This is a genomic window from Atlantibacter sp. MEI4A-1023 (genome assembly GCF_056155425.1).
Window position 1 is genome coordinate 3,307,738 of record NZ_CM149568.1, and the last position, 18,102, is coordinate 3,325,839.

At 56.5% G+C, this 18,102-nt stretch carries 18 protein-coding genes; 5 read left to right on the forward strand and 13 right to left on the reverse strand.

Features of this window, described 5'->3' with window-relative positions:
• Positions 1-45: 45 nt before the first annotated feature.
• The 8 genes from cysM to ACVV26_RS15815 all read right to left on the reverse strand — a co-directional run bounded on the left by cysM (position 46) and on the right by ACVV26_RS15815 (position 7,040).
• Positions 46-957, reverse strand: a complete 912-nt coding sequence (gene cysM / locus ACVV26_RS15780; protein WP_312982987.1) for a cysteine synthase CysM — start codon at positions 955-957, stop codon at positions 46-48.
• A gap of 69 nt (positions 958-1,026) precedes the next feature.
• Positions 1,027-2,112, reverse strand: coding sequence for a sulfate/thiosulfate ABC transporter ATP-binding protein CysA (gene cysA / locus ACVV26_RS15785; RefSeq protein WP_312982986.1), 1,086 nt, complete (start codon positions 2,110-2,112; stop codon positions 1,027-1,029).
• Positions 2,102-2,977, reverse strand: coding sequence for a sulfate/thiosulfate ABC transporter permease CysW (gene cysW / locus ACVV26_RS15790; RefSeq protein WP_474798168.1), 876 nt, complete (start codon positions 2,975-2,977; stop codon positions 2,102-2,104). Before cysW ends, cysA begins: the two co-directional genes overlap by 11 nt.
• The gene (gene cysT, locus ACVV26_RS15795; protein WP_312982984.1) at positions 2,977-3,810 is read right to left on the reverse strand and encodes a sulfate/thiosulfate ABC transporter permease CysT; all 834 of its coding nucleotides are present in this window, start codon (positions 3,808-3,810) and stop codon (positions 2,977-2,979) included. The genes cysW and cysT overlap by 1 nt, the downstream gene beginning before the upstream one ends.
• A complete protein-coding gene (locus ACVV26_RS15800) occupies positions 3,810-4,823 on the reverse strand; it encodes a sulfate ABC transporter substrate-binding protein (RefSeq protein ID WP_474798169.1) in 1,014 nt (337 codons plus the stop codon). Before ACVV26_RS15800 ends, cysT begins: the two co-directional genes overlap by 1 nt.
• A 143-nt stretch (positions 4,824-4,966) precedes the next feature.
• A complete protein-coding gene (locus ACVV26_RS15805; protein WP_474798170.1) occupies positions 4,967-5,866 on the reverse strand; it encodes a Dyp-type peroxidase in 900 nt (299 codons plus the stop codon).
• Positions 5,867-5,966: 100 nt separating this feature from the next.
• Positions 5,967-6,539, reverse strand: a complete 573-nt coding sequence (locus ACVV26_RS15810) for an RpoE-regulated lipoprotein (RefSeq protein WP_474798172.1) — start codon at positions 6,537-6,539, stop codon at positions 5,967-5,969.
• 63 nt (positions 6,540-6,602) lie between these two features.
• Positions 6,603-7,040 (reverse strand): DUF2919 domain-containing protein, encoded by a 438-nt coding sequence (locus tag ACVV26_RS15815; RefSeq protein WP_474798173.1) that lies wholly within the window; start codon positions 7,038-7,040, stop codon positions 6,603-6,605.
• 98 nt (positions 7,041-7,138) lie between these two features.
• Between ACVV26_RS15815 and ACVV26_RS15820 the strand changes: the two genes are divergently transcribed.
• Positions 7,139-7,558, forward strand: coding sequence for a YgiW/YdeI family stress tolerance OB fold protein (locus ACVV26_RS15820; RefSeq protein ID WP_474798174.1), 420 nt, complete (start codon positions 7,139-7,141; stop codon positions 7,556-7,558).
• Positions 7,559-7,587: 29 nt separating this feature from the next.
• Here ACVV26_RS15820 and ACVV26_RS15825 read toward each other — a convergent pair whose 3' ends face one another.
• A complete protein-coding gene (locus ACVV26_RS15825) occupies positions 7,588-8,013 on the reverse strand; it encodes a GNAT family acetyltransferase (RefSeq protein ID WP_125295673.1) in 426 nt (141 codons plus the stop codon).
• Between the two features lie 216 nt (positions 8,014-8,229).
• Here ACVV26_RS15825 and amiA point away from each other — a divergent pair, with 216 nt between their 5' ends.
• Together amiA and hemF are read left to right on the forward strand one after the other, a co-directional pair.
• Positions 8,230-9,099, forward strand: a complete 870-nt coding sequence (gene amiA, locus ACVV26_RS15830) for an N-acetylmuramoyl-L-alanine amidase AmiA (protein ID WP_474798175.1) — start codon at positions 8,230-8,232, stop codon at positions 9,097-9,099.
• 3 nt (positions 9,100-9,102) lie between these two features.
• Complete coding sequence (hemF, locus tag ACVV26_RS15835) at positions 9,103-10,008, forward strand: oxygen-dependent coproporphyrinogen oxidase (RefSeq protein ID WP_474798176.1); 906 nt, start codon at positions 9,103-9,105, stop codon at positions 10,006-10,008.
• Positions 10,009-10,053: 45 nt separating this feature from the next.
• On the opposite strand, the gene maeB is transcribed toward hemF, so the two are convergent.
• Positions 10,054-12,333: an NADP-dependent oxaloacetate-decarboxylating malate dehydrogenase gene (gene maeB, locus ACVV26_RS15840; RefSeq protein ID WP_474798177.1), complete on the reverse strand. Its 2,280-nt coding sequence runs from the start codon at positions 12,331-12,333 to the stop codon at positions 10,054-10,056.
• A 292-nt stretch (positions 12,334-12,625) separates the two neighbouring features.
• Between maeB and tal the strand changes: the two genes are divergently transcribed.
• The gene (gene tal, locus ACVV26_RS15845; RefSeq protein WP_474798178.1) at positions 12,626-13,576 is read left to right on the forward strand and encodes a transaldolase; all 951 of its coding nucleotides are present in this window, start codon (positions 12,626-12,628) and stop codon (positions 13,574-13,576) included.
• Between the two features lie 55 nt (positions 13,577-13,631).
• Complete coding sequence (tkt, locus tag ACVV26_RS15850) at positions 13,632-15,626, forward strand: transketolase (RefSeq protein ID WP_474798180.1); 1,995 nt, start codon at positions 13,632-13,634, stop codon at positions 15,624-15,626.
• Between the two features lie 33 nt (positions 15,627-15,659).
• Here the strand turns inward: tkt and ACVV26_RS15855 are convergent, their stop codons facing one another.
• The 3 genes from ACVV26_RS15855 to napC form a co-directional block, all read right to left on the reverse strand.
• Positions 15,660-16,703: a DUF1176 domain-containing protein gene (locus ACVV26_RS15855; RefSeq protein WP_474798181.1), complete on the reverse strand. Its 1,044-nt coding sequence runs from the start codon at positions 16,701-16,703 to the stop codon at positions 15,660-15,662.
• Positions 16,704-16,838: 135 nt separating this feature from the next.
• Positions 16,839-17,414: a GDP-mannose pyrophosphatase NudK gene (gene nudK / locus ACVV26_RS15860; RefSeq protein WP_474798183.1), complete on the reverse strand. Its 576-nt coding sequence runs from the start codon at positions 17,412-17,414 to the stop codon at positions 16,839-16,841.
• 87 nt (positions 17,415-17,501) lie between these two features.
• A complete protein-coding gene (napC, locus tag ACVV26_RS15865; protein WP_312982971.1) occupies positions 17,502-18,101 on the reverse strand; it encodes a cytochrome c-type protein NapC in 600 nt (199 codons plus the stop codon).
• Position 18,102: the final 1 nt, after the last annotated feature.

Consider the following 18,102-nt stretch of genomic DNA (forward strand, 5'->3'; position numbering starts at 1 on the left):
CTTCCCTGGTCATCAGGGCATGCTATCCGCGAACACAGAAGCGGCTTAAATGCCTGCTCCCTGCGCGTAGCTCTCTTCACCGAATACGCCGGTCGAGAGATAACGGTCACCGCGATCGCAGATAATCGCTACAACAATTGCGCCTGGATTTTCACGCGCCACCCGCAAAGCGCCAGCCACGGCCCCGCCGGAACTCACGCCGCAGAAGATGCCTTCGCGGCTGGCTAACTCGCGCATAGTATTTTCTGCTTCTCGCTGATGAATATCCAGCACAGCATCCACTAAGTCAGCATTATAAATGCCCGGCATGTATTCTTCCGGCCAGCGTCTGATGCCCGGAATGCTGCTGCCCTCTTCCGGTTGCAGGCCGACAATCGTCACGGGTTTTGCCTGTTCGCGCAAAAAGCGGCTGACGCCGGTAATAGTACCGGTAGTGCCCATGCTGGAGACGAAATGGGTGATGCGCCCATCGGTTTGACGCCAGATTTCCGGGCCGGTGGTACGGTAATGCGCCAGAGGATTATCAGGATTGTTGAACTGGTCGAGGATGTAGCCTTCGCCGCGATCCGCCATTTCCTGGCCCAAATCGCGCGCGCCTTCCATGCCCTGCTCTTTAGTAACCAGCACCAGATCCGCGCCGTACGCGCGCATCGCCGCGCGGCGCTCCATGCTCATGTTGTCCGGCATCAGCAGCTTCATCCGGTAGCCTTTCAGCGCCGCAATCATCGCCAGCGCAATGCCGGTATTGCCGCTGGTGGCCTCGATTAAGGTATCGCCGGGTTTGATGTCGCCGCGCTTTTCCGCTTCGACGATCATCGACAGCGCCGCCCGATCCTTTACCGACCCCGCAGGATTATTGCCTTCCAGCTTGACCCAAATTTCACTGCCGTTATCCGGCCCCATACGCTGCAGTTTGACCAGCGGCGTATTGCCAATCGTTTGTTCTAATGTATTCACGTCAGTCTTTCCAGAGCATAAAAAAAGCGGCTGCGAAGCCGCTTTCACATCGTCGATCGCAACAAACTATCAAGCTGTCTCAGCGAGAGCAATACTCTCAATTTTCTCGTTGCCGTTATATAAGCGGGCATGTTGCAGGCCAACAAACAGCCGCTCGCCGCGATGCGGAACATAATCTTCCCGTAAAACAACGGTTAAGGTTTCGTCGTACCAGCCGAGTGGCTGTACCACCAATTGCATATAGTGGCCGCGCGGGCTCACCTCCAGCACCTGCACCGGCAGCGGTGAATCCAGGCTGGTGCGGCGGCTGACGTCGACTTCCCACGGGCGCAGGAACAAATCGACCGGCCCCTGATGCGCAGGCGCATAGCCCAGCGGCCAGCGGTGCGCGCCAACGTGGAACTGGCTGCCGCGAATGGTGCCGTGTAGGCGGTTCACTTCGCCGAGGAATTCCAGCACGAAGCGGGTTTCCGGCTCGCGCCACACGCGCTCCGGCGCATCGGCCTGTTCGATATGGCCCTGGCTCATCACTACTACGCGGTCCGCCACTTCCATGGCTTCTTCCTGATCGTGGGTCACGAACACGCTGGTGAATTTCAGTTCTTCATGCAACTGACGCAGCCAGCGGCGCAGTTCTTTACGCACCTGGGCGTCCAGCGCGCCGAAAGGTTCATCCAGCAGCAGGATTTGCGGCTCAACGGCCAGCGCGCGCGCCAGAGCGACACGCTGTTTCTGGCCGCCGGAAAGCTGGGCCGGGAAGCGGTCTGCTAAATGCGCTAACTGCACCATCTCCAGCAACTGGGTCACTTTTTGTTTGATGGCGCTGGCGCTCGGGCGCTCGCGCTTCGGCAGCACGCTCAGGCCAAACGCGATGTTGTCAAACACCGTCATATGGCGGAACAGCGCGTAGTGCTGGAACACAAAACCCACTTTACGGTCGCGGGCGTGTAAACGGCTGACGTCAGTACCGTGGAAGCGGATATGCCCGCTGGTCTGGTGTTCCAGGCCTGCGATAATACGCAGCAGCGTGGTTTTGCCGGAACCGCTTGGCCCCAACAGTGCCACCATCTGGCCGGATGGGATATCCAGAGAAATATCATTAAGCACCTGGGTGCGGCCAAACGATTTTTTAATTCTGGAAATCTCAATGCTCATGATTGCTCTCCTGTTGCTGGCGCTTTTCCTGATTGTGCAAACGCCATTGCAACGCACTCTTTAAAAACAGGGTCATAATTGCCATTAACGTCAGCAACGCAGCGGCGGTATAGGCGCCAACCGCGTTGTAATCCTGCTCAAGTAATTCGATTTGCAGCGGCAGCGACAGCGTCTCGCCGCGAATGGAGCCAGAAACCACCGACACCGCGCCAAATTCACCGATGGCGCGGGCATTGGTCAACACCACGCCGTACAACAGTGCCCAGCGAATATTCGGCAGGGTCACGCGGCGGAACATCTGCCAGCCGGACGCGCCCAGCAAAATCGCGGCTTCGTCTTCATTACTGCCCTGGCTCAGCATCACCGGCACCAGCTCGCGCACCACAAATGGACAGGTCACGAATATGGTCACCAGCACCATGCCAGGCCAGGCAAACATCACCTGCAAATCGTTATCGCCCAGCCAGCCGCCGAGCGGGCCGTTCGAGCCGTAGAACAGCAGATACACCAGACCAGCCACCACCGGGGAGACCGCAAACGGGATATCCAGCAGGGTCAGCAGCAACTGGCGGCCCGGAAAGTTAAAGCGCGTCACCAGCCATGCCAGTAAGGTGCCGAATACCAGGTTAACCGGCACGGTGATCAGCGCGATAAGCACCGTCAACCAGATGGCGTGCAGCATGTCCGGCTCGGCCAGGTTTTGCTGCACCGGCATCAGCCCTTTGCTGAAGGCCTGGATGAAGATATACGCCATCGGTACGACCAGAATCAGCGCGCTTACCAGCACGCCGGTGCCAATCAGAAACCATTTTCCCCAGTTGGTGCCAGGCTTACCGTACGTTTTCAATTCTGTAACCTGCGCCATTAGTGACCTACCACGCGTCGGCCAAAGCGACTTTGCAATGTATTGATAGCAAACAGCAGCAGCAGCGAGGCCGCCAGGATCACCGAGGCGATGGCGCTGGCAGCCGGGTAATCAAACTCCTGCAAACGCACGAAAATCATCAGCGAGGTGACTTCCGTTTTCCAGGCGATGTTACCTGCAATAAAGATCACCGCGCCGAACTCGCCCAGGCTGCGGGTAAACGACAGCGCTACGCCCGCCATCAGCGCCGGAGACAGCTCCGGCAATACCACGCGGGTAAAGCTCTGCCAGCGGCTGGCACCGAGGGTTTCCGCCGCTTCTTCATATTCCGGGCCTAACTCTTCCAGCACCGGCTGCACGGTACGCACCACAAACGGGATACTGGTAAACGCCATCGCCACCGCGATACCCAGCCAGGTGTATGTGACTTTAATATCCAGCATCGCCAGCCATTCGCCGTACAAGCCGTTGACTGAAAACAGCGACGCCAGGGTCAGACCCGCAACGGCGGTGGGCAGCGCAAAGGGTAAATCCATCAGCGCATCAAGAATGGTGCGCCCCGGAAAGCGGTAGCGGGTCAAAATCCACGCCATCAGCAGGCCGAACACGCCGTTAAACACGGAGGCGACACCCGCTGACAGCAGCGTGACTTTATAGGCGGCGACCACCTGCGGGTTGGTCACCACGTCCCAGTACTGCGCCCAGCTCATCTGGGCCAACTGCATCACTAACGCGCTTAACGGCAATAACAAAATCAGGCAGACAAACAGCAGGCTGGTGCCCAGGCTTAACGTAAAGCCCGGAAGCACCCGGCGGGTAGCAACTGCAAACATTACTTACGCCCCGCTGCTAACAGCTTGTCCAGTTCGCCGCCGCTGTTGAAATGGGTTTTCATCACCTCAGGCCAGCTACCGAACTGGTCTTCCACGCGGAACAGTTCGGTCTGCGGGAATTTATCCTGCAGTTTCGCCATCACGTCCGGGTTATTCACACGGTAGTAATAATCAGTGATGATGGTCTGCGCTTTCGGGCTGTAGAGATAGTTCAGATAATCTTTCGCCGCTTTCTCAGTGCCGTTGGATTTGATGTTTTTATCCACCCAGGCCACCGGGAATTCCGCCAGCACGTTGACTTTCGGCACCACCACTTCGAAGCCTTCTTTAGCGTACTGGTTGCGGATGTTGTTCACTTCTGACTCAAAGCTAATCAGCACGTCGCCCAGGCCGCGCTCAACAAAGGTGGTGGTCGCGCCGCGTCCGCCGGTATCGAACACTTCAACGTTTTTCAGGAACTGGGTCATAAACTGGGTGGTTTTGGCTTTATCGCCGCCGTCTGCTTTATCGGCTGCGCCCCAGGCCGCGAGATAGGTGTAACGCGCGTTGCCGGAGGTTTTCGGGTTCGGGAAGATCAGCTTCACGTCAGAACGCACCAGGTCATTCCAGTCATGAATATTTTTAGGGTTACCTTTACGCACCAGGAACGCCATGGTCGAGTAGAACGGCGAGCTGTTGTTCGGTAAACGGCTCTGCCAGTCCGCCGGGATCAGGTTGCCTTTGTCATGCAGGATCTGCACGTCGGTGACCTGGTTATAAGTTACAACGTCTGCTTTTAAGCCCTGCAAAATCGCCAGCGCCTGTTTCGACGAGCCGGCGTGAGATTGCTTGATGGTCAGCTTATCGCCGTTATTTTCCTTCGCCCACTGCGCCTCGAACGGCGGGTTAAGCGCGGAAAACAGCTCGCGAGACACATCGTAAGAACTGTTCAGTAATTCAGTCGCCTGCGCAGGGCCAGCTAACACCAGGACTGCAAGCGCACTGCAAATTTTTTTCGCTGATTTAACGGCCATTACGCACCCTTATAAATGTGATGTCGATCCTGGCCTCAGTGTATTTATAACGCGTGTTAAAGCAGTAACGCTTTTATATACCGTTTGGTGATTTGGAAGTCGAAAAGAGAATAAGCGCGGCAGAACACCGCGCTGTGCAGAGATTACAAACTGTTGATGCGGTCCAGCGACGGCGCAAAATAGTAGCCGCCGGTCACCGGTTTAGTGAAGCGCAGCATGGCGTCGCGTTTGCCGTCCAGGTCGCCGAACATGCTCAGTAACTGCTGTTCGATGTTGCGCAGGGTGGCGCAGTAGGCGCAGAAATAAAGGCCGTGGATGCCGCTGGCGGTGCCGTACGGCAGGCTCTGGCGAACAATCTTCAGCCCTTTGCCGTTCTCTTTGAGATCGACGCGGGTCAGGTGCGAAGTCACCGGGCGCGCATCGCCGTCGATTTCTTCGTTATCCTGTTTGGTGCGGCCAATCATCATCTCCTGATCCGGCACGCTCATCCGGTTCAACTGTTTGAGATTGTGCTCCCAGCGCTGAACAAACACGTAGCTGCCGCCCGCGTCCACCCCGTCGTTAATCACCGCGACGCTGCGGCGCACCTCATCCCCGGCCGGGTTTTCGGTGCCGTCGACAAAGCCGCTGAGATCGCGGTCTTCCACCCAGCGGAAGCCGTGAGTTTCTTCCACCACGCTAATCGCGTCGCCAAAGGCGGCGATGGCCGCCTGAGCCACGGAGAAATTCACGTCGTGACGCAGTGACAGGATATGGATCAGTAAATCGTGCTGAGTGGCGGGCGCAAGGCCTTTGCCCAACGGCGCGAAGTTTTTCAGTTCTTCGCCGCCCACGCCGCCGCTGATATCGCGCCAGACATCGTGCCCGAAGGCCACCACCGCGCCCAAATGCGCGTCGGGGAAGGCCGCCTGTAGCTCGGACAGCTTACTGTTAAACGCTTTACAACCTTCGCGCACCGCATCCAGATTGTCGGATACCCGCGCTTCAATCCAAATCGCGGCGCGGCAATGTTCGGGCAGAATGCCACTTTGAACCTGAGACATCTCTCCTCCTGAAAACAAGGCCACGGAACGTGACCAGAGATGCCCGGCATTTTACCTGATTTTTCGCGCCGCGCCTTGCCCACGCGCAAGATCGCCGTGCTTAACGACGCCAGACGATTTTGCTGAGTTTCCAGCTTTTTAACGCATCATCAGACGGCATCAGGCCTTCCGGCCCACGCCACTCGCCGGTAAAGAGATACGCGATGTGTTTGCTGTCCGGGGCCTGGCATTCGACGGCGCTGGCGTCATCGCCGCTGCCCTTCTGGCACGCGCCGTAGGCTTTGCTGTACAGGGCGCTAAATTGAGCGCCGATTTTCACTCCGCTGGCGGTTTGCACATCCGGATCCAGCACCTCAATGCGGCTCACGGTGCCGTTCTCGCCGTTAATTACCATCGCCAGCTTGTCGTCTTTCAGCGCTTCGTAATAGCGCACAATGTTGCCGTTGGCGGTTTTCATCCCGCTGCGCAATCGGTAGTCACCGTCCAGGCTATCGGCGATGGCTTTCTCGTCCATCGCCGTGCTGGCGGTGATATCACCGACGCCGTTTTCACTGACTTCAACAGAAGAGCTAAACCAGTTGACGGGGTTCATTGCGCCCCAGTTCATCCCCGAAAGGGTTGAACACCCGGAAAGTAAGAGCGGTGCCGCACACACCAGCAAACGCAGTTTCATTCGCGATTCCTTTTTTAAAAAACAACCCACGTTGGAGTGCCGCTGGGCCGAAAAGTGCCAGGTTTACTCATCAGAAGGTGAAAAACACGCTTTTACGCGCGGATTCGTCAACAGCCAGGCCAGTGCCACCCCATCCAGTACCATCAGCGCCAGGGTGATGCCATTTAATGTCTCTTCGCCAAACACCACCGCGATCTGCCAGATTAGCAGTCCAATCTGCGCCGCAATCAATACCCAGCGCCACGCCGTCCAGAGCCTCGGCCAGCGCCCGCGCCTGCCGCTCAGCAGAAAGGCTATCACCGCCGGAATGCCCGGCAACAGCCCCAGCCAGAACATCTCGCTGTCCGGGTAAAACAGCCGTAACAGCGCCTCACCCTGCTCGCGGGACGCGCCCGCCGCCACAAACAGCACCCATGTCCTGGCCTGTAACAGGAGCACCAGCCAGAAAAAAGCGGGCAATTTCAACCGCCCGTGCTGGTCATAGTCGTTTGGTAAAAACATGTATAGGTCCTGGACAGATGAGTCATCTGAGCGAGAATTATGTCACTGGCATTGCGTTTATGACAAAATTCTCTGCCTCATCACAAATGGAGATTGATATGAAAAAAGCATTTGTTGCAGCGTCCATCGCTGCGGGTTTGTTATTCAGCGTGACCGCGTTCGCCCAGCAGGCCGGCGGATTTAGCGGCCCGGACACCACCAAAACCCAAAACAGCCAAACCACGCAAAACACCCAAAAAGGCGGTTTCGTCGGCCCGGACGCCGCAACCACCACGGTCGAACAAGCGAAAGGCCTGCGCGATGACGCGTGGGTGGTGCTGGAAGGCAACATCGTGCGTAAGGTGGGTAAAGAGCTTTACGAATTCCGTGACAGCACCGGCACCGTGAATGTCGATATCGACGACGATAACTGGGGCGGCGTCTCCATCACCCCGAACGACAAAGTGCGTCTCGAAGGTGAAGTGGATAAAGACTGGAACTCGGTAGAAATCGACGTTAAGAAAGTGACCAAAGGTTAAAAAAACAAACCCGCCGCACGGCGGGTTTTTTAATACTCTTCGTCTTCGATAAGCCGTTTACCCAGGCTTAATACATCCTGGTGCTCGTAGCCGAGACGTTCATACATCCCGAGTACCACATCATTTTCTTCACGGATGAGCAGTTGAAGCTTCGGGCACCCGCGTGCGATCAGTTTCTTTTCCAGACGGCTGAGCAGCGCATTGGCAATACCGCGCCCGCGGAATTCAGGATGCACGCCGAGATAATACGCGGAGCCGCGATGCCCATCATAACCGCCCATCACCGTGCCGACGATCTCCCCGGCAACTTCCGCTACCAGGAACAGCGACACGTCATGGTTGATTTTGCGCTCAATATCCATTTCCGGGTCGTTCCAGGGGCGAAGCAAGTCGCAACGTTCCCACAGGGTGATCACTTCCTCGAAATCGTCCTGACGAAAAACGCGTATCTCCATGGTATTCCCCATTATTTATGGAATAAAAACCGTGATTATGGCGTTAACGGCATCAATAGCCAATATCCCAGGTCAAAACTTCCCGGTTGATGGCATAATAACGGCCCCGTATTTGTCTGAAACGAGCCGTAAAACTTTTATTATCATAGAAGGTCGTACGGACAACCACGGTAAGCTATAACTCTACTCTTTTGTTCTAACTGAAACTCAGGCCGCATGAGCACGATAAAATTTACCAAACTCACCCGACGCCAGATGCTGTTAACTGGCCTCGCCGCCCTGACCCTCTCAGGTGTGAACAAAGCCTTTGCCCGGGAAGAGAGCAAAGCGCTGAAAACTTCCAACGGACACAGCCCGGCGAAAAAGAAAACATCCGGGGCGCGCCGCGTCGTGGTGCTCGATCCAGGCCACGGCGGGATTGATACCGGCGCCATTGGCGCTAACGGTTCGAAAGAAAAACACGTGGTGCTGGCGATTGCCAAAAACGTGCGCAACATTCTCAAGAGCAAAGGCATTGACGCCCGGCTGACCCGCAACGGCGACACCTTTATTCCGCTTTACGATCGCGTGGAGATCGCCCATAAGCACGGCGCGGATCTGTTTATGTCGATTCACGCCGACGGCTTTACCAACCCGTCTGCGGCGGGGGCATCGGTGTTTGCCCTGTCTAACCGCGGAGCCAGTAGCGCCATGGCAAAATACCTTTCCGAGCGTGAGAACGCCGCGGATGACGTGGCGGGCAGCAAGGTGAAGCAAAAAGACCAGTATCTGCAACAGGTGTTGTTCGATCTGGTGCAAACCGACACCATCAAAAATAGCCTGACGCTCGGCTCGCATATTTTGCGCCAGATTAAGCCAGTGCACCGATTGCACAGCCGCTCCACCGAACAGGCGGCGTTTGTGGTGCTGAAATCTCCGTCGGTGCCGTCGGTACTCGTGGAAACCTCCTTTATCACCAATCCGGAAGAGGAGCGGCTGCTGGGCACCCAGGCGTTTCGCCAGAAAATCGCTAACGCCATCGCCAGTGGGGTGATCAGCTACTTCAACTGGTTTGATAACCACAAAGCCCATTCCAAACGAGGCTAAGCCATGACGCCGGATATTTCAGCGGTTAAGCAGTTTTTGCTGGACCTACAGGATCGGATTTGCCAACAGCTCAGCGCCATCGACGGCGCAGTCTTCATTGAAGATAACTGGCAGCGCGCCGCGGGCGGCGGTGGGCGCAGCCGCGTGTTGCGTGACGGCGGCGTATTCGAACAGGCAGGGGTTAACTTTTCCCACGTTCATGGCGATGCCCTGCCCGCTTCGGCCACCGCGCACCGCCCGGAACTGGCGGGACGCAGCTTCGAGGCGATGGGCGTTTCGCTGGTGGTGCATCCGCGTAATCCGTATATCCCCACCAGCCATGCCAACGTGCGATTTTTTATCGCTACCAAACCCGATGCCGATCCGGTGTGGTGGTTCGGCGGCGGTTTCGATTTAACGCCCTATTACGGCTTTGAAGAGGACGCCGTTCACTGGCACCGTACCGCCCGGGATCTGTGCGCGCCGTTCGGCGAGGACGTCTATCCGCGCTACAAGAAATGGTGTGATGACTACTTCTTCCTGAAACACCGCAACGAGCCGCGCGGCATCGGCGGCCTGTTCTTCGACGATCTCAACGCCCCGGATTTTACGCGCTGCTTCGCTTTTATTCAGGCGGTAGGCCAGGGTTATCTGGATGCGTATCTGCCCATCGTCGAGCGCCGTAAAGCGCTGGCCTGGGGCGAGCGCGAGCGCGATTTCCAGCTTTATCGCCGGGGCCGCTATGTGGAGTTCAACCTGGTGTGGGATCGCGGCACGCTGTTTGGTTTGCAAACCGGCGGGCGTACCGAGTCGATATTGATGTCGATGCCGCCGCTGGTGCGCTGGGAATACAACTTCCAGCCCAAAGCGGGCAGCCCGGAAGCGGCGCTAAGCGACTTTATTCAGGTTAAAGAGTGGCTGAAGCCATAAAAAAAATCAGACGCCGCGGCGTCTGATTTTCATTTCAACGCAGGGTTACAGCGGATTGGTTTGCGCTTCAACCACCGCCAGGGCCACCATATTGACGATACGACGCACCGACGCGATCTGCGTCAATACGTGTACCGGTTTCGCCACGCCCATCAGCACCGGCCCCACGGTCACGCCTTCAGAACTGGAAACGCGCAGCAGGTTGTAGCTGATACGCGCCGCTTCCACGTTCGGCATCACCAGAATGTTGGCAGAGCCTTTCAGCGGGCTGTCCGGCATACGTTCATTGCGGATGCTTTCAATCAGCGCCGCATCGCCGTGCATTTCGCCGTCGATCATCAGGTCCGGGGCGCGCTCGCGTACCAGTTCCAGGGTTTTGCGCATTTTGGTCGCCGCCGGGGAGTTGGACGAACCAAAGTTAGAGTGCGACAGCAGCGCCACTCTCGGCTCGATACCGAAGCGACGCACGGTTTCTGCCGCCATGATAGCGATTTCTGCCAACTGCTCTGGCGTCGGGTCGTCGTTGACGTAGGTATCGGTGATAAAGGTGTTGCCGCTCGGCAGCAGCAGCGCGTTCATTGCCCCCGCCGCTTTCACGCCTTCGCGATAGCCGAAGATCTCCTGCACCACGCTGAAATGCTCGTGGTAATCGCCGATGGTGCCGCAAATCATGGCATCCGCTTCACCGCGATGCACCATGATCGCGCCGATCACGGTAGTGTTGCCGATCACCGCTTTCTGCGCCTGCTCCTGGGTAATCCCCCGGCGTTTCATGATGGTGTAGTACTCGTTCCAGTACTCTTTGAAGCGCGGATCGGATTCGTTATTGACGATCTCGAAATCAACGCCCGCTTTAATTTGCAGACCCAGTTTCTGGATACGCATTTCGATCACGCTCGGGCGGCCCACCAGGATCGGCTTCGCCAGGCCCAGGGTAATCAGTTCCTGAGTCGCGTGCAGTACGCGGTTATCTTCCCCTTCGGTCAGCACCACGCGTTTGGGATCTTTACGCGCCTGGGAGAAAATCGGCTTCATAAACAGGTTAGTTTTGTATACAAACTCGGTGAGTTTATCGATGTAGGCATCGAAATCTTCGATTGGGCGGGTCGCTACGCCGGAATCCATTGCCGCTTTCGCCACCGCTGGGGCAATCTTCACAATCAAGCGCGGGTCAAACGGTTTTGGGATGATGTATTCCGGGCCAAAGCTCAGGTCCTGGTCGCCATACGCTGAGGCCACCACTTCGCTTTGCTCCGCATGGGCCAGCTCGGCAATAGCATGAACCGCCGCCAGTTTCATCTCTTCGTTGATCGCGGTTGCGCCCACGTCCAGCGCGCCGCGGAAGATGAACGGGAAGCACAGCACGTTGTTGACCTGGTTCGGATAGTCGGAGCGGCCGGTACAGATAATCGCGTCCGGGCGCACCTCTTTCGCCAGCGGAGGCAAAATTTCCGGTTCCGGGTTCGCCAGCGCCAGGATCAGCGGCGCGCGCGCCATTTTTTTGACCATCTCTGGCGTCAGCACTTTCGGGCCAGAACAGCCCAGGAAGATATCCGCGCCATCGACCACATCGTCCAGGGTGCGTTTGCCGTCATCTTCCACCGCGTAAGCCGCTTTGGTTTCCGCCATGTTCGGCTCACGATCTTTATAGATGACGCCTTTGGAGTCGCACACCACGATGTTGTGTTTCTGCATGCCCAGCGCCACCAGCAGGTTCATACAGGCAATCGCCGCCGCCCCTGCGCCTGATACCACCATGCGCACATCAGAGAGATTCTTTTCCACCACGCGCAGGCCGTTCAGGATAGCGGCAGTACTGATGATCGCCGTGCCGTGCTGGTCGTCGTGGAATACCGGAATATTCATGCGCTCACGCAGTTGTTGCTCGATATAAAAACATTCCGGCGCTTTGATATCTTCGAGGTTGATGCCGCCAAACGTCGGTTCCAGCGCGGCGACAACGTTTATAAATTTATCCGGGTCCAGTTCATCCACTTCAATATCGAAGACGTCGATACCGGCAAATTTTTTGAACAGGACGCCCTTGCCTTCCATCACCGGTTTACCGGCCAGCGCGCCAATATTGCCAAGTCCCAGCACTGCGGTGCCGTTGGAGATCACCGCTACCAGGTTGCCACGCGCCGTGTATTTAAAGGCCGCCAGCGGATCTTTTTCGATCTCAAGACAGGGAGCGGCCACGCCTGGCGAATAGGCCAGCGCCAGATCGCGCTGGGTAGCGAGCGGTTTGGTTGGAGAAACCTGAATTTTCCCTGGTACCGGAAACTCGTGGAAATCGAGGGCACTTTGTTTCAACTGTTCATCCATTTTTCTGGTCCTTTACCTTTCGTTCTGGGAAGTGACTGGAGGGCAATGCGTACCGCGCCCTTTTTGAGTGGGCCATAGTATGGCCCTTCGACGGCTAACAAACTTTGAACGTTGCCAAACTATCATCAATGTATGGCAAAGATTGTTAGCAATTTATAGAGACTATGTTACCTGCTGTGCCAGGCAATGCCATGCCTGTCTGCTATGCTTTTTTGTTATGCACATCGTTTCTTGTTTAAGGGAGCGCCGGGAAGCTCTCTGATAAGTATTTGTATACAAAGGAGTAAATTTCATGAACCAGCTAGAAGGTATCAAACAGTTCACCACCATCGTGGCCGACAGCGGCGATATTGAGTCAATTCGCCATTATCAACCGGAAGATGCCACCACCAACCCCTCGCTGTTACTGAAAGCCGCCGCCCTTGAGGCCTATAAGCCGTTGGTCGAGGACGCCTTACGCTACGGCAAATCCCGTGGTGATACCCAGGAACAGCAGATTGCCGAAGCCTGCGACAAACTGGCCGTCAACATTGGCGCGGAAATCCTCAAAAGCGTTCCGGGGCGCGTGTCAACCGAAGTGGATGCGCGGCTCTCATTCGATAAGCAAAAAAGCATCGAAAAAGCCCGCCGCCTGGTCGCGCTGTACGCCGAACAGGGTGTTGATAAGTCGCGCATTCTGATCAAGCTCGCCTCCACCTGGGAAGGCATCCGCGCCGCGGAAGCGCTGGAAAAAGAAGGCATTAACTGCAACCTGACACTGCTGTTTTCCTTCGCCCAGGCGCGCGCCTGCGCCGAAGCGGGCGTTTACCTGGTGTCGCCGTTCGTGGGGCGTATTTACGACTGGTATCAGGCCCGCAAACCCATGGACCCCTACGTGGTGGAAGAAGATCCGGGCGTGAAATCGGTGCGTAATATCTATGACTATTACAAACAGCACCGCTACGACACCATTGTGATGGGCGCGAGCTTCCGCCGTACTGAGCAAATTCTGGCGCTGGCGGGCTGTGACCGTCTGACTATCTCGCCCGATCTGCTTAAACAGCTTCAGGCCAGCGAAGAGACCGTTCACCGCAAACTGATCCCCACCCCGCAAACCTTTAAACGCCCTGCGCCGATGACCGAAGCGGAATTCCGTTGGGAACATAACCAGGACGCGATGGCGGTAGAAAAATTAGCGGAAGGCATCCGGTCATTTGCCGTCGACCAACGCAAACTCGAGGATTTGCTCGCCGCAAAATCGTAATGCTTTCACATTGAAAAATAACGGGTTACCCCCTTTATCAGCCATGGAGAACTCTATGTCTCGACAAGCGCTCGCTAACGCTATCCGCGCACTCAGTATGGACGCCGTACAAAAAGCCAACTCGGGGCATCCCGGTGCCCCGATGGGGATGGCGGATATCGCGGAAGTGTTGTGGAACGATTTCCTGAAGCACAACCCCAGCAACCCCGCCTGGTACGATCGCGACCGATTTATTCTCTCCAACGGTCACGCCTCAATGCTGCTGTACAGCCTGTTGCACCTGTCCGGCTATGACCTGCCGATCGAAGAGTTAAAAAACTTCCGCCAGTTGCATTCAAAAACGCCGGGCCACCCGGAAATTGGCTATACCCCAGGGGTAGAAACCACCACCGGTCCGCTCGGCCAGGGCCTGGCGAATGCGGTTGGGCTGGCGATTGCCGAGCGTACCCTGGCGGCGCAGTTTAACCAGCCGGATCATGAGATTGTCGACCACTACACCTGGGTGTTTATGGGCGACGGCTGTTTAATGGAAGGGATCTCCCATGAAGTGTGTTCGCTGGCAGGCACGCTGGGGCTGGGCAAGCTCATCGGTTTTTACGACCATAACGGCATCTCGATTGACGGTGAAACCGAAGGCTGGTTTACCGACGATACCGCGAAGCGCTTCGAGGCCTATCACTGGCATGTGATCCCGGATATCGACGGCCATAACCCGGACGCGGTGAAAAAAGCCATCGAAGAAGCCAAAGCGGTGACGGATAAGCCGTCGCTGATTATGTGCCGCACCATTATCGGCTTCGGCTCGCCGAACAAAGCCGGTAAGGAAGAGTCCCACGGCGCGGCGCTGGGCGAGCAGGAAGTGGCGCTGGCCCGTAAACAGCTGGGCTGGAATCACCCGCCGTTTGAGATCCCGAAAGAGATTTATCAGCAGTGGGACGCCCATGAAGCCGGCGAAAAAGCCGAACAGGCCTGGAATGAGAAATTCGCCGCCTATAAAAAAGCCCACCCGGAACTGGCTGCGGAATTTGAGCGCCGGATGAGCGGCGGTATGCCGGAAAACTGGCAGGAAACCACGGCGGAATACATTAAAAAGCTTCAGGCCGAACCGGCGAAAATCGCTACCCGTAAGGCGTCGCAAAACGCGCTGAATACCTACGGCCCGATTCTGCCGGAACTGCTGGGCGGCTCCGCTGACCTGGCGCCGAGTAACCTCACTATCTGGTCAGGCTCCAGGTCGCTGAAAGAGGATCTGGCGGGTAACTATATCCACTACGGCGTGCGCGAATTCGGCATGACCGCCATCGCCAACGGCATCGCCCACCACGGTGGATTTGTGCCTTACACCGCCACCTTCCTGATGTTTGTCGAGTACGCCCGTAATGCGGCGCGTATGGCGGCGCTGATGAAAGCGCGCCAGATCATGGTGTATACCCATGACTCCATCGGCCTTGGAGAAGATGGTCCGACGCACCAGGCCGTGGAACAACTGGCCAGCCTGCGCCTGACGCCTAATTTCAGCACCTGGCGTCCGTGCGATCAGGTCGAAGCCGCCGTGGCGTGGAAAGCGGCAATTGAGCGCCATAACGGGCCGACGGCGTTGATCCTGTCGCGCCAGAACCTCGCCCAAATGGATCGCTCCGCCGAACAGATCGACGCTATCGCGAAAGGGGGTTACGTCCTGAAAGACTGCGACGGCCAGCCGGAGCTGATCCTGATTGCCACCGGTTCGGAGATGGAAATCACCGTTAACGCAGCCAAAACGCTGACCGACGAAGGCCACAAGGTGCGCGTGGTATCACTGCCGTCCACTGATGTGTTTGAAGCCCAGGATGAAAGCTATAAAGAATCGGTATTGCCGCGTGACGTACGCGCGCGCGTGGCGGTAGAAGCCGGAATTGCCGACTACTGGTACAAATACGTGGGCATCGACGGCGCGATTGTCGGGATGACCAGCTATGGCGAATCGGCTCCCGCCGAGAAGCTGTTCCCGTTCTTCGGCTTTACCACCGAGAACGTGGTGAAGAAAGCAAAACAGGTGCTGGGGAAATAAACCAAAAAGCCTGCCCACATGGGCAGGCTTTTTTTATTTAGTGACCCACAGCGTCGGCCAGGCGTCTGGCGTATTCCAGTCGTCGCAGCTCGGCTCTTCAGCATATTTCACCAACCGAAAACGCTGCCCGTCGTAGCGCCAGCGCGTGGATACGCCGCAGTCGCCTTTGCCTCGCCCTTTCGCCAGCGTCACCAGTTCACGGTTGCGCTCATCAAAACTGGCGTTCATCAGTTCGACATCGGTACTGTCATTGGCGGGGGTAAACGGCAGGCGCAGACGAATTGCCCGTGCGCTCAGCGGCTTTTTACGATCCACCAGCCAGGCTAAATCCACCACGTTATACGCGCCCATTTCACAGCTGATAATCATCAGCGCTTTATCGTCGGTAAGCGCATAGACCCGCACTTCACGGCGCATCGGGTCGAGAGAACACTGGGTGTTGTTCATCTGCCAGCCGCCGTAATCCAGCAGCTCGTTCAGTTCTTCTTTCCCGAGCGGCGTGGGCGTAGGGTTTTTCACCGCCACGGCTTTTAGCGCAGGCGCGGGAGGCACGTTGAGCGGCGGTTCATCCCCTTTAGCCACCCACGCGGTTTCATTGCCTACGCGCTTTTGCTGGGTATCGATAAAGGTCACCGCGTCTTTCAGTCCTGCGAGGGAGATCTTGCCGGTGCCTTGCGCCAGGGTAATTTGTTTCGCGTTCTGGATCTGGGCCAGGAAAGCGGTGATGGTGAGCGGCTCGTTATTAATTAACCGACGCGGGGTAATTTGCCATTTTGCGCCAGTGGGGAAAAACGGTTTGTCGTCGAGCAGTAGACGCGGGGCGATAGGCTGCGCATCGCTGGCAGGCTGGGAAAAATTGCCCTTTTCGATACGCATTTCAACATCGGTATGCGCGCCCGCGCTACGGCTCAGGGTCATCACCAGCCCATCGTGATTGCCGGTATTGCGGGCTTTACAGAAATTTTGATTGTTACACGTGACCTGCCAGTCATCGAATTGCTTTTGCACCGGGGCGGCAAAAGCGTGCGTAGCCCAAAACAGGCTCGTTATGACCAACATTAAGACGCGTAGCAACATGAGGACAGATACCCTGACGAGAAAGAAGAAACAGAGAATACTCTCCGCGCCTATCTTCGTTCCCGGGGGGCCATCACTCAATCAGATTTTTCGGATAGCTTTATTCTAATTTTGTGCAACATAACCGCCTGTATATCAAGACATAATGTTACGCATCGCCAGAAGCTGTAACAAAATCACGGTTTTTCCATCGCGAATTTGACCGTTTTTCATCATTTCCATTGCACGAGTGAAGGGGATTTCCAGCACCTCAATATCTTCATCATCAATACCGCCGCCTGCGCTGGCGCGCTGTGAATCGTCATATTCGGCAAAATAAAACGAGATAAGCTCAGTGACGCCGCCTGGCGACATATACAGCTCGTAGACTTTTTCCACCTCGCCCACCTGGAAGCCGGTCTCTTCGATGGCTTCTTTACGGGCGCACACTTCCGGCTCGTCATCATCCAGCAGCCCCGCGCAGGCTTCAATCAGCATTCCGTCCTGATTGCCGTTCACCCATGTGGCGATACGGAACTGGCGCGTCAACACCACGGTTTTTTTGTGGCGGTTATACAGCAGGATGGTCGCGCCATTGCCCCGGTCATACACTTCGCGGATATGGCGTACCGGCGGTTCGTCGCCTTTGGCGATGTCGTAGGTCACATTGCGCAGAATGAAATAATTATCGGAAAGGATTTTATCTTTAATAACGTTGATTTTAAGCGACACATTTACCACCAGGTCGGGAAGACAGGCGTCTAGTGTACGTTGAAAAGCGCAGAAAAAAAGCCGCCCGTTACGGGCGGCTTAGCGGCATCAGAAGCCGTGCTTCACGTCGCTCATATCCGGGAGTTTATGGGCGATGCCTTTATGGCAGTCGATACAGGTTTGCCCTTCCTTAATGGCCTGGTCGTGCATTTTGGCGGCGACCGTTTTCTGGGCGGTGAAATCCATATAATCGAAGTTATGGCAGTTACGGCACTCTTGCGAGTTGTTGTTCTGCATACGCCGCCACTCGCTCTGCGCCATTTGTAAGCGGTGATCTTCAAACTTCGCAGGCGTATCGATGATGCCGAAGATCTTGCCGTACAGCTCTTTACTGGCCTGAATTTTACGGATCATTTTCGGGCCCCACTCGTGCGGCACGTGGCAATCCGGACAGGTGGCGCGCACGCCGCTGCGGTTGTTGTAATGCACCGTCTCCATATACTCCTGGTAGACGTTATTGCGCATCTCGTGGCAGCTAATACAGAACTCTTCGGTGTTGGCTTTTTCCATACCGGTGTTAAAACCGCCCCAGAAGATAATCCCCGCCGCGAAGCCGATAAGCAGCAGCGTCCCCAGCGCCAGACGGCTCGGACGTCGCCACCACTGCCAGATCCGGCGGATCAGGCCAGGTTTACGTTTGTTTTCCATA